The following is a 12,497-nucleotide window of genomic DNA, read 5'->3' on the forward strand; positions in this document are numbered from 1 at the left end:
CCGATCTGCGTAGGAGCGGGTTTACCCGCGAATACGGTGGCGGCGGCAACGGTGAACGGTGGGTGGATATTGGCCAGCAGGGCCGGCCTCTTCGCGGGTGAACCCGCTCCTACACGACGGCCTGAGTCCGACCCCAGATGCGTCTCCACCACCGATCTGCGTAGGAGCGGGTTTACCCGCGAATACGGTAGCGGCGGCAACGGTGAACGGCGGATGGAAATTGGCCAGCAGGCCCGGCCCTCTCGCTCAGGGTCACCACCTGTAGCGAATAGGCTGGAATGGGTAACGCTTCAGGCCGTTTCGGGATAGCTGTACTCGAACACCCGAACCACCTCAGAGGCATGCCACGAGGCGGCCTCCATGCCATCGACCGGCCCGGTAAACCGCCCCAGGCGCTCGACACACTCAAAGAAGCCAGTACGCGGCAAACGGCTGGCGCCTTGGCTGATCACCAGCGAACTGCGTAATGGCTGCTCGGCACGGGCATCCAGCACCGCCAGGTATTCCAGCGCGGCAGTCAGCGTCTGCATGGCCGGGCTGGGCAACTGCAAGCGCTCGATCAGTGCGCGGTATGTCAACAGGTGACGTTGACGACGGGCCAGGTCAAGCTCACCCAGCAGGTTATCCCAGTGCTGACGGCTGATCCTGACCTGGCTCATGATGGCTCGCTCCAGCCAGCCACCCCCAGATGCCAGGCCAGGGCGCGGCGGATGGCAGCATCTGGCTGGCGCTCACCCGATTCGATCATGGCCAGATACGCCGGGCTCACCCCGACATTGCGCGCCAGTTGCTCAGGGGCAATGCCCTTGGCCTGGCGAATCTGGGCGACTTCGTTGAAGGCTGGCAGGGGGGCACTGGCAACAACGCCCTGCGCCTCACCGGAAACCGCCTCGGCAGGTGCCTGCCCTGCAGCCTTGAGCAACGCCTGGTATTGCTCCCAGGGAACGACGGCGTACTCGGGTTGACCGTCCCGGCTGATGACCTGAATACCCATTACAAACCCCTTTAAAAAGGATTACAGCATGTAATCCGTAGGCATAACCCTTATGCCAATTATATTACCAACTCCGAGGTCTGTGCAGTTGAGGTGATATTCAGGCCAGTTTGATTAGCTGTTGCGCTCCAGCCGCAGTGCTTCCGGGGTAGCCGGCAGGCGCTCGACCGCGCGCAGCCGTTCGGGTGCCTGGTTATCGCGCCAGGCCTTGAAACGCGCCAACTCGTCGGCCACGGTTTTCAGCACCCAGCCCAGCACCGCGATGTCATCGAGGAAACCCACCCCCAGCAACCAGTCCGGGATAGCATCGATGGGGCTGACGAAATACAGCAGACCAGCCACGACAGTGACCAGCGCCTTGGGGCTGATGGCGCGGTACTCACCCCTCCACCAGGCCAGGCACAGCGACTGCAGCAGCTTCACATCTTCACGCAGTTGCCCCAGGCGCGGGCCTTTGCGCGCCACCGCGAACAGCAAGGCCGGCAACCGCCCGCGGCTGAGCAGGCGCTCGGCCAAAGGCAGGAAACGAGCAAAATTCCAGGGTGCGCTCATGGAGCCTCCGAGAGGAAAAGGTTATCCACATTTATTGTGGATAACCTTGTGAACAGGGCGATGTTTCCGACCTCAGGTGCCTGCCTGGCAAGGGGCCGGGTCAGATCGGGCGTTTTTTACACAGTCGTTTCACGCCATGACTACCTACGCCGCAAACGATTTGCATCAGAAACATCCTACTTCTTCACGTTGCATTTCCTCGGACAGTATCAGCTGTCGCAGGTTCGTCCAATCGGCACAAACGAAAACGCCCCATCAATGTGGGGCGTTTTCGACAACCAGCCAATGTTACTTGGCAGGTGCTTCTTCAGGCGCTTCTGCTTGCGGCTCGGCGCCTTGCAACTGGGCCGGGTCCTTGATGGCGATCAGTTCCAGGTCGAACACCAGTACCGAGTTGGCCGGGATCAGCGGGCTTGGGCTTTGCGCGCCATAAGCCAGTTCAGCCGGGATGAACAACTTGTACTTCTCGCCGACGTGCATCAGTTGCAAGCCTTCGACCCAACCTGGGATCACGCCGCTGACCGGCAGGTCGATCGGTCTGCCACGCTCGACGGAGCTGTCGAATACCTTGCCATCGATCAGCTTGCCTTCGTAGTGGACAGTGACCACGTCTGTCGGCTTTGGCTGCGGGCCGTCGGCCTTCTTGACCACTTCATACTGCAGGCCCGAGGCAGTGGTGACCACGCCTGGCTTCTTGGCGTTTTCTTCGAGGAACTTCTTGCCGGCGGAGGCGGCTTCTTCGCTGGCCTTGGCCAGGCGCTCCTCGGCGCGTTTCTGCAATGCGGTGAAGGCCTCTACCAGCTCTTCGTCCTTGATGCGTTGTTCTTTCTTGCTAACGGCGTCTTCGATGCCGAGGGCGACTGCTTTCGAATCAAGGTCTTCCATGCCTTCCTGAGCCAGGCTCTTGCCCATGTTCAGGCCGATACCGTAGGAGGCTTTCTGCGCCGGAGTCTTCAGCTCGGGGCTGCTGGCTTGTTGATCGCAGCCAGCCAGTACCAGGCCTACCAGGGCAACCGCAGCCGCCAAACGATGCTGTTTCATGCTATTTCCTTGTTCATGCGCCATGAGGGCAATCAGGGTAAAGCCGCGAGCTTATCAGGCGGCCATGACCAATGGCTACCGGCATAGGAGCGGGTTTTCGTAAGGAAGTTCAGTCGTTAAAAGCTTCTTCATCGAAGCTTTACAGCCATTGGCCAGTATTGACCCTTTGTGCCTGGTTTGCCGATTTTTTGTGGCCTTTTATTTCTGCGGGTTCTGAGGAGGGAAACATCAGGCCAGGCAGCCCCCCGGAACCTCAGGGATACCGACCCTCTCGATATTCCCCTGCCACCTCCCGCAGCACCTCACCCACCCACTGCCCCGGCAAACTCAACGGCAAGGCGGCATTGCGGCAAATCCCCACCGACCCTCCCGGCTCACGCACACCCAGGTCAAGCTCGACCAGTTCGCCACGGCGCAGGTCGAGCAGCACAGCATCACGCGGCGCCACCCAGAGGCCATCGCTGCCCAGCAGGTAGCGCCGGCTCAGGGCCAGCGACAGGGTTTCCAGGCGCTGCGCCGGCATCTGGATGCCGCATTGCACGAACAGGCTGTCGGCGTGCTGGCGGATGGTGGTGCCGGCCGGCGGCAGCACCAGCGGGTAACGCCCCACCTGCCCTCGCTCCACGGGCGTACTGGCCAGCAGCGGGTGACCCGGGCGCACCACCAGGCTCATCGACTCGCTGTACAGGTGCTCGAACGACAACCCCTGGATTTGCGGACTGTCGGTCATGCGCCCCACCACCAGTTCCAGCTCCCCCAGGTGAAGCTGGCCAAGCAACTGCGCGCTGACCCCGGTGACCACGCTGATCACCAGCGCTTCATGGCGCTGATGCAGGCGGCACAGCACCTCGGGCATGAGCAGGCCTTCGACCGTGGACAGCACGCCGATGCGCACCTGCGACGGCGCCCTCGCCTCGCCACGCAAGCTGCTGACACCATCGCGCAGTGCCTGCACACTGGGCCCGGCGTAACGCATGAAGCGGGTGCCAGCCGGGGTCAGCTCGACACCCTGCCGGCTGCGCTCGAACAGGCGCGCCTCGAGCAGGTCCTCAAGCTCCTTGAGGGTCTTGGAAATCGCCGGCTGGCTGATCGACAGGATATCGGCCGCCCTGGCCAGGCTGCCCTGCCGGGCAATCTCCAGGAAGCACAGCAGGTGGCGGTATTTGATGCGGGTGTCGAGGTTCATGGCAGCAAGCTTACCGCATCGCTACCTGCGGCGTATCCGGGTCGCGCTGCTGGCGGCGGGATGACCCGAGCGGCAGTCCGAGGATCTGGCGGAAATACCGAGAAAAGCAGGCTTCTTCGGCAATTCAACAAAGCCGCGCCAGTTCGCCCACCGGGGGGGCTGCCATTGAGCAGTTCCCCTGCCGATGGCCCCACAGGTGCAGCGCCGTATTTGAAGGCGGTGCAGACTCTGTGGGAGCGGGCTTGCCCGCGAAGAGGCCGGCACAGGCAGCAAAGGGTTGTCAGGCCAAAGCCAGCTCCACCGCCTCACCCTTCATCCGTACCGGCCATACCCGCAACCGCTGCGCGCTATCCTCCAGGCACTCCCCGCTCAGCAGGCTGAAGTGCTGCTTGTAGAGCGGCGCTGCCACCACCAACTCACCTTGCACGCTACCCACCAGCCCGCGGCCGATGATGTTGGCGCCGGAGCGCGGGTCGCGGTTTTCCACCGCGTACAGCGGCTGCGCCTGCCCCGGCAGGTAGAACAACGCCACCTGGGCCCCATCGACCCAAACCACGACCCCGGAGTCGGCCACCAGGTCTTGTGCCTGGCACACCGTCTGCCAGTTTTCCTGCGTGTTCACAGCAGCATTGGCCAGGTTCATCAGACAGCCTCCTCGACAGTTGGGATCAGGTGCAGTGGTGCAGCGGGCCGGCGTTGCTCGCGTTCGCGCACGAAGTGCACGTCCGGGTCGGCGCGTCGGTCGTTGACGAAGGTGCGGAAGCGCTTGAGCTTCTCCGGGTCGTTGAGGGCATTGGCCCATTCGCATTCATACTGGTCGACCACATGCTGCATCTGTGCTTCCAGCTCGCTGGCCAGGCCCAGGTTGTCGTCGATGATCACCTGCTTCAGGTAGTCCAGCCCGCCCTCCAGGTTTTCACGCCACACCGAGGTGCGCTGCAGCTTGTCGGCCGTGCGGATGTAGAACATCAGCACGCGGTCGATCAGGCGTACCAGGGTTTCGTCGTCCAGGTCGGTGGCGAACAGCTCGGCATGCCGCGGGCGCATGCCGCCGTTGCCGCATACGTACAGGTTCCAGCCCTTGTCGGTGGCGATAACGCCGATGTCCTTGCTCTGCGCCTCGGCGCATTCACGGGTGCAACCCGATACCGCGAACTTGAGCTTGTGGGGGCTGCGCAGGCCCTTGTAGCGATCTTCCAGGCGCAGGGCCATGGCGACACTGTCCTGCACGCCATAACGGCACCAGGTACTGCCCACGCACGACTTCACCGTGCGGGTCGACTTGCCGTAGGCGTGGCCGGTTTCGAAACCGGCCTCGATCAGTTCGCCCCAGATCAGCGGCAGCTCGTGCAACTGGGCGCCAAACAGGTCGATGCGCTGGCCACCGGTGATCTTGGTGTAAAGGTCGTATTTCTTGGCCACCTGGCCGATGACAATGAGCTTGTCGGGGGTGATTTCACCGCCGGGAATGCGCGGCACCACCGAATAGGTGCCGTTTTTCTGCATGTTGGCCATGAAGGTGTCGTTGGTGTCCTGCAGCGGCACCAGCACCGGGTCCATGATCGGCTGGTTCCAGCACGAGGCGAGAATGTTGCCCACCGCCGGCTTGCAGATGTCACACCCCAGATGGCCCTTGCCATGGCGCTCGAGCAGTTCGCTGAAGGTGCGGATACCCTCCACCCGCACCAACCCGTACAACTCCTGCCGGGTGTAGGCAAAGTGCTCGCACAGGCTCTTGTCCACCGCCACACCGCGGGCCGTCAGCTCGTGCTCGAAGACTTGCTTGAGCAGGGCCGCGCAACCACCGCAGCCGGTCGCGGCCTTGGTGCAGCCCTTGACCGCAGCGAGGTCGCTGCAGCCGCTGTCGATCGCGGCGCACACCGCCCCCTTGCTGACGTTGTGGCAGGAGCAGATGGTCGCACTGTCGGGCAGCGCATCGGCGCCCAGGGCCGGCGCACCATCGCCTTGCGGCAAGATCAGCGCTGCCGGGTCGGCCGGCAGGGCGATGCCGTTCTGGGCGTACTGCAACAGGGTGTCGTAATAGCTGTTGTCGCCGACCAGCACCGCGCCGAGCACGTGCTTGCCGCTGGCATCCACCACCAAACGGCGGTAAGCGCTGTTGGCTTCATCGATGAAGCGATAACTGCGCGCGCCCGGCGTGGCACCGTGGGCATCGCCGATCGATCCGACATCCACCCCCAGCAGCTTGAGCTTGGTCGACATGTCGGCGCCGGTAAACGCCACCGCCGCCTCGCCCATCAACAGCCCGGCCAGGTTGCGCGCCATGCTGTAGCCCGGGGCGACCAGGCCGAACACGCTGCCGTTCCACGAGGCGCACTCGCCGATGGCGAAGATGCGTGGGTCGCTGCTGCGGCAGTGGTTATCGATGACCACGCCACCGCGTGCGGCGATGTCCAGGCCGCAGCCCCGGCCCAGTGCATCCTGGGGGCGGATACCGGCGGAGAACACAATCAGGTCGGTTTCCAGGTGCTCACCACCGTCGAAGTTCATGCGGTAGCGGTAGGTTTCACCAGCACTGACCGACTGGGTGGCGCGCGACAGGTGCACCCCCACACCCAGCGCTTCGATCTGCGCCTTCAACGCGGCACCGCCCTCGCCGTCCAGCTGTACCGGCATCAGCCGTGGGGCGAATTCCACCACGTGGGCTTCCAGCCCCAGCGACTTGAGGGCGTTGGCCGCTTCAAGGCCAAGCAGGCCACCGCCGACCACCACCCCTCGGCGGGCACCGGCTGCGGCAGCACGAATACCATCAAGGTCATCCAGGGTCCGGTAGACCAGGCGGGCATTGCCGCTGGAGCCTTCGATCGGCGGCACGAAGGGATAGGAGCCGGTGGCCAGCACCAGTTGGTCGTAGCCGTAACGACCTTCGGCAGTGACGACTTCGCGGCGCTCGCGGTCGATCTCCAGCACGGCCTCACCCAGGTGCAGGTGCACGCCATTGGCGTCATAGAAATCGTGCTCACACAGGGCCAGGGTTTCGGCACAGCTGCCGCCGAAGTATTCGGACAGGTGCACGCGGTCATACGCGCGTTGGCGCTCTTCGCCGAATACCCGCAGCTCGAAGCGCTGCAGGGCGCCGCGACTGACCAGTTGTTCGACGCAATGGTGGCCGACCATGCCGTTGCCGACGATGACCAGTCGCTCTCGTTGCCCGCTGCTCGCTGTTGCCTTCATAAGCCGATCCTCGATCAAAAAAAAAGCGCCTGGAGCCGAAGCTCCAGGCGCCTTTGCCTGTATTCATCACGGTAGGGGGCCCGGGTTGATCGCCGTTGATCAGTGGGCTTTGTTGTATCCGAGGCTAAGCAGGGAGCGTGCCAATCGGGTTGTCTGGGATGCGTGGCTTGCCTGGGTTGCCTGTGTCGGCCTCTTCGCGGGTAAACCCGCTCCTACACTTGCGCTGGGCCCGCCCAGCCAATGCACATTCAAGGTGCACAACACCCCATCTTGGAGCACTTCAGTACACATCGCGCCGATAACGCTTGGCCTTGCTCAAGCCTTCGACATAAGCCGCAGCCGCCGCTACACCCATCCGGCCATGCTCGGCGACGATCACCCGCAACGCCGCATCCACATCCTTGGCCATGCGCTGGGCATCGCCACAGACATAGAAATACGCCCCCGCCTGCAGCCACTGCCACAGCTGCGCACCCTGCTCGAGCATGCGCTGTTGCACATAAATCTTCTCGGCCTGGTCCCGCGAGAACGCTGTGTCCAGCCGCAGGTGCCCCGCTGCTTGCCAGGCCTGCAACTGCTCCTGGTAATAGAAATCGGTCGCTGCGTACTGCTCGCCGAAGAACAGCCAGTTGTCGCCTTTTGCCCCCCGTGCCTCTCGCTCCTCGAGGAACGCCCGGAACGGTGCAATGCCGGTACCAGGGCCCACCATGATCACCGGCACGTTGTCGTCCTCGGGCAAGCGAAAGTGCTTCGACACCTGCGGGAAGATCGCCACCTTCTGCACCTGCGCACGGTCGGCAAGAAAGCTTGAACACACGCCTTTGCGTTCGCCATAACGCACCGTCGATACCGTCAGATGCACCTGACCTGGGTGCGCCAGCGGGCTGGAGCTGATCGAATAGAGCCGCGGCTGCAATGGCTTGAGCAGTTCCAGCCAGCTGGCCAGCGACAACTGCTGGGGGAAGGCGCGCAGCACATCGACCAGTTGCCGGCCCCACAGCCAATCTTGCAGCTCGGCCTTGCATTCAGGCTGCAGCAAGCGCTGCAGGTCAGGCGCATTGCTGGCAAGTGCCTGCAGTTGCTGCGCAGTGACCTTGGCAATTTCCAGGTGTGTTTGCAGGGCTTCGGCCAATGGCATGGCGCAATGACCTTCAAGCTCGACCATCGCCTCGCCATCGAGCTGCATCAGCGTCAGCAGCTCTTCTACCAGGGCCGGGCAGTTGCGCGGCCATACGCCCAGGGCATCGCCGGCAGCATAACTGAAGCCGCTGCTGCCCAAGTCGAAGACCAGCTGACGGGTTTCCTTGCTGGCGCCGGGGCCATTGAGCAGGCGGTTTTCCAGCACAGTGGCCATCCAGGGTTGCTGCTTGTTATAGGCCGCCAAGGGTGCAGGCTCACTCACCGGTGGTGGCGCCGCAGCACTGCCCAGTGCAGGCAATAGTGCTTCGAGCCAGCCGGCAAAGGCTTCGTCGAAGTCTGGCTCGCAGTCCACCCGTTGCAGTAGGCGCCGCCCTCCCAGCTCGGCCAGGCGCTGGTCGAGCTTGCGGCCAAAACCGCAGAACTGGTCGTAACTGGAGTCGCCCAGGGCCAGTACGGCATAGGGCAGCCCGTCACAGTGGGTGCCCTCCTCGCCCTGCAAGGCCTGCCAGAAGGCCGCGCCGCTGTCGGGCGCGTCGCCATCGCCAAAGGTGCTGGCGATCAACACCACACTGGCAGCGCCCTGCAACTGGCTTGGGCTGACCGCCTCCAGGCAACTGAGTTGCACGTTCAGACCGGCACCGCGCAGGCGCGCGGCACAGCGTTCGGCCAACTGCTCACCATTGCCGGTCTGCGAGGCCCACAGCACCTGATGCCATGGCGCGGTCCGTGCCGCACTGGGCGCAGTTGCAGGCTGGGCGAACAGCCCGGCCAGCAAACCGTCGACAAACAAACGACGACTGGCAGCCAACGGTGCACTGGCCGGCAGCCGGGGTACGCCCTCGGCGCGGGCCTGCTCCAGGCCCAGCAGGAAACCTTGCAGGTAATGGCGCTCTGCTTCGGCCAGCACCGGAACCGGCAGGGTGTGCAGGCCAAGCAGACGAGACAGGGTGGCGGTCGGCATGCGGACAGGCTCTACAGTGGCAGTGTTCAGATCAAGGGCGTCGATGCGCTCACCTGCGACCCGCTCCAGGGCTACGGCGCAGTGCTTGAAGGCAGGCTGCAGCGACAGCGGGTCGACCGCATCGCAGGTCGCGGCGTTGATCGCCAAGTGCTCGCCGATCAGGTCATTCCAGTGAAACGGCGCAAAGCAGTTGCCCGGCATGACCCGGTCACTGATGCGTGCCGGCAGCACGGCTTGACCCCGGCGCGAACGAACGGCCACCTGGTCCTTTTCAGCAACACCCAGCCGGGCAGCATCCTCGGGGTGAATCTCAAGGTAGGGGCCGGGCTCCAGCTTGTTCAGTGCCGGCACCTTGCCGGTCTTGGTCAACGTGTGCCATTGGTGCTGCACACGGCCAGTGTTCAGCACCATGGGGTAGTCATCGTCCGGCAATTCCGCTGCCGGCAACCAGGGCCGGGCGAAGAAACGCGCCTTGCCACTGGCGGTGGGAAAGGCGAGTGCCGGCCGCCCTCCCCGGGCATCGAGCAGTAGCGCCTGGCTGCTGCCGTCGTTGAGGTAGCGCAGCGGGCTGCGCTGCTGTTGGCTGCCCGGCGCACAGGGCCACTGGCGCGGCTGCGTACGCAATTCGGCATAGCCGATACCGCGCAGGTCATAACCGGTTGAGGGGTTGTGGAAGCGGCGTATTTCCTCATACACCGCTTCGGCATTGGGGTAGTCGAAGGCGTCGGCATAGCCCATGGCACACGCCACGCGGGCAATGATCTGCCAGTCCGGCAAACTTTGCCCGGGCGGCTCGACAGCGCGGGGCATCAGGGTCAGGTTGCGCTCGCTGTTGATCATCACGCCCTCGCCTTCGGCCCACAGCGCGGCCGGCAGCAGGATGTCGGCGTGGCGATTGGTTTCGGTGTCGAGGAAGGCGTCCTGGGTAATGACCAGTTCGGCCTTGCGCAGGCCGTCGATCACTTGCTGGCGGTTGGCGACACTGGCCACCGGGTTGCTGCAGATGACCCAGCAGGCTTTCACTTCACCGGTTTTCATCTGCCCGAACAGGGCCACCGTACCCTCGCCGCCCTCGCTGCGCAGGCTGCCGGGTGGCAGTTGCCACTGTCGTTCGACGAACGCGCGGTCATCTTCCACCAACGCTGAGCGCTGGCCTGGCAAGCCGGGGCCCATGTAGCCCATGTCGCGGCCGCCCATGGCATTGGGCTGGCCGGTCAGCGAGAACGGGCCGCTACCGGGGCGGCAGATGGCACCCGTGGCCAAGTGCAGGTTACAGATGGCGTTGCTGTGCCAGGTGCCATGAATGCTCTGGTTCAAGCCCATGGTCCAGCAGCTCATCCAGTTGTTGGCGCTGCCGATCCATTCGGCGGCCTTGATGATATCGGCCTCGGCCAGGCCGGTGATGGCGGCTACGCGCTCGGGCGTGTAGTCGTCGAGGAAGGTCGGCAGTTCGTCCCAGCCTTCAGTGTGGCGGGCGATGAAATCGGGGTTGGTGTGACCGTTGCGATGCAGCAGGTGCAAAAGGCCGTTGAGCAAGGCCATGTCACTGCCGGGGCGCACCTGCAGAAACAGGTCGGCCTTGTCGGCGGTGGCGCTGCGCCGCGGGTCGACGACGATCAGCCTGGCGCCGGCCTTGACCCGGTCAAGCAGGCGCAGGAACAGGATCGGGTGGCAGTCGGCCATGTTGGCGCCGATCACCAGAAATACGTCGGCGTGCTCGAAGTCCTGGTAACTGCCAGGTGGGCCATCGGCGCCAAGCGAAAGCTTGTAGCCACTGCTGGCGCTGGCCATGCACAGGCGCGAGTTGGACTCGATGTGGCGCGTACGGATAAAGCCCTTGGCCAGCTTGTTGGCCAGGTACTGGGCCTCCAGCGACATTTGCCCGGACACGTACAGCGCCACGGCATCCGGGCCGTGCTGGTCGATGATGGCGCGCAGACGCTCGGCGGTGGCGGCGATGGCCTGGTCCATGCTGGTGCGCACCGGCGGCTGGCTGCGTTGCTGGCGCAGGTAGGCGTCGGCCATGCGCCCGCTGGCACTCAGTGGCAGGTGGGCGGTGAGGCCTTTGGTGCATAGGCGGCCAAAGTTGCTCGGGTGCAGCTTGTCGCCACTGATCTTGCCAACCTTGCCATCGGCAACGCTCATGACGATGCCGCAGCCAACGCCGCAGTAGGGGCAGACGCTGCGTACTTCGCTGTTGGCCATGGGCGGGCTCCTGTGGAAAACGCAAAAAGGCGCCGGCTGCCCCGGCATGCTGATGCAAGCGGGACAACACGGCGCCTTTGTCGTGAAGTGGTGAGGGCTGTCGACGTTGACAGCCCGGGATGAGGGTAGATCAGCAATTTATGGGCCAGCTATACCGGCCCTTTCGCGGGCATGCCCGCTCCCACAGGGATATCGCAAGGCCTGAGGGCGGCGCCGTACCTGTGGGAGCGGGCGCGCCCGCGAAGAGGCCTGCACAGGTTACGCACCATGCGGTGGCAAGCCGGTACCCGCTGGCGCTATGCTGGGGCAATTTCCAGCATGAGCAACTGCCCTCCCCCCATGTCCCAGGTGATCCTCAAGACCCCCGCCCAACTCGACCTGATGCGCCGCGCCGGCCAGTTACTGGCCCAGGTGTTCGCCGAACTCGACAGCTTCATCCGCCCCGGTGTGACCACGATGCAGATCAACGACCGCGCTGAGGCGTTCATCGTCGATACGCTCAAGGCACGGCCGGCAAGCAAAGGCCAGTACGGTTTCCCTTACTCGCTCAATACGTCGGTGGACCACGTGGTATGCCACGGCATCCCCAAGGTCGATGAGGTGCTCAAGGAAGGCGCGATCATCAACGTCGACATCACTCTGGAACAGGGCGGCTACATTGCCGATTCGTCGAAGATGTATGGCATCGGCAAGATCAGCGAAGAAGCCCGGCGATTGGTCGACACTACCTATGACGCGCTGTGGAAAGGCATCGAGCAGGTGCGCCCCGGAGCCACGCTGGGCGATATCGGCCATGCCGTGCAAGCCCATGCCGAGGCGGCGGGTTACAGCGTGGTGCGCGAGTATTGCGGGCACGGTATTGGCCAGCAGATGCATGAAGCGCCAGAGGTGCTGCACATTGGCCAACGTGGTATGGGCATGAAGCTGAAGCCGGGCATGGTGTTTACCATCGAGCCGATGATCAACCAGGGTGGGCGTGGGACGCGCACGCTGAAGGATGGCTGGACGGTGATTACCCGTGACCACAGCCTGTCGGCGCAGTGGGAGCATACCGTGGCGGTGACCGAGGACGGGTTTGAGGTGCTGACGCTGCGGGAAGAAGAGTGCCGCAGCTAGCCCCTTGTTGCAGAGGGGCGGAGACGATTGCATGAAGCAGAAATAAAAAAAGCGACCCTAAGGTCGCTTTCTTTTTTACTTCCGGGTGTTCAGTGGGCCCTGGAAGT

9 protein-coding genes are annotated in these 12,497 nt (G+C 63.9%); 1 reads left to right on the top strand and 8 read right to left on the bottom strand.

Annotation, left to right across the window (positions count from 1 at the left end):
- Nucleotides 1–290 precede the first annotated feature (290 nt).
- The 8 genes from ACF8EF_RS08040 to ACF8EF_RS08075 form a co-directional block, all read right to left on the bottom strand.
- Nucleotides 291–659, bottom strand: coding sequence for a hypothetical protein (locus tag ACF8EF_RS08040; protein WP_003252539.1), 369 nt, complete (start codon nucleotides 657–659; stop codon nucleotides 291–293).
- The gene (locus tag ACF8EF_RS08045; RefSeq protein ID WP_176685014.1) at nucleotides 656–994 is read right to left on the bottom strand and encodes a helix-turn-helix transcriptional regulator; all 339 of its coding nucleotides are present in this window, start codon (nucleotides 992–994) and stop codon (nucleotides 656–658) included. Before ACF8EF_RS08045 ends, ACF8EF_RS08040 begins: the two co-directional genes overlap by 4 nt.
- A gap of 114 nt (nucleotides 995–1,108) precedes the next feature.
- Complete coding sequence (locus ACF8EF_RS08050; RefSeq protein WP_176685013.1) at nucleotides 1,109–1,546, bottom strand: YkvA family protein; 438 nt, start codon at nucleotides 1,544–1,546, stop codon at nucleotides 1,109–1,111.
- A 288-nt stretch (nucleotides 1,547–1,834) separates the two neighbouring features.
- On the bottom strand, nucleotides 1,835–2,587 hold the full coding sequence (locus ACF8EF_RS08055; RefSeq protein WP_392460840.1) for an FKBP-type peptidyl-prolyl cis-trans isomerase: 753 nt from the start codon (nucleotides 2,585–2,587) through the stop codon (nucleotides 1,835–1,837).
- Between the two features lie 253 nt (nucleotides 2,588–2,840).
- The gene (pcaQ, locus tag ACF8EF_RS08060) at nucleotides 2,841–3,773 is read right to left on the bottom strand and encodes a pca operon transcription factor PcaQ (RefSeq protein ID WP_010952764.1); all 933 of its coding nucleotides are present in this window, start codon (nucleotides 3,771–3,773) and stop codon (nucleotides 2,841–2,843) included.
- Nucleotides 3,774–4,053: 280 nt separating this feature from the next.
- The gene (gene nirD, locus ACF8EF_RS08065) at nucleotides 4,054–4,416 is read right to left on the bottom strand and encodes a nitrite reductase small subunit NirD (protein ID WP_209964104.1); all 363 of its coding nucleotides are present in this window, start codon (nucleotides 4,414–4,416) and stop codon (nucleotides 4,054–4,056) included.
- Nucleotides 4,416–6,968, bottom strand: coding sequence for a nitrite reductase large subunit NirB (nirB, locus tag ACF8EF_RS08070; RefSeq protein ID WP_392460839.1), 2,553 nt, complete (start codon nucleotides 6,966–6,968; stop codon nucleotides 4,416–4,418). The genes nirD and nirB overlap by 1 nt, the downstream gene beginning before the upstream one ends.
- 280 nt (nucleotides 6,969–7,248) lie before the next feature.
- Nucleotides 7,249–11,274: a molybdopterin-dependent oxidoreductase gene (locus ACF8EF_RS08075; protein WP_392529068.1), complete on the bottom strand. Its 4,026-nt coding sequence runs from the start codon at nucleotides 11,272–11,274 to the stop codon at nucleotides 7,249–7,251.
- 267 nt (nucleotides 11,275–11,541) lie between these two features.
- Here ACF8EF_RS08075 and map point away from each other — a divergent pair, with 267 nt between their 5' ends.
- On the top strand, nucleotides 11,542–12,390 hold the full coding sequence (map, locus tag ACF8EF_RS08080) for a type I methionyl aminopeptidase (RefSeq protein ID WP_339444630.1): 849 nt from the start codon (nucleotides 11,542–11,544) through the stop codon (nucleotides 12,388–12,390).
- Nucleotides 12,391–12,497: the final 107 nt, after the last annotated feature.

This window comes from Pseudomonas sp. zjy_15 (genome assembly GCF_043101865.1).
Classification (GTDB): domain Bacteria; phylum Pseudomonadota; class Gammaproteobacteria; order Pseudomonadales; family Pseudomonadaceae; genus Aquipseudomonas; species Aquipseudomonas putida_Y.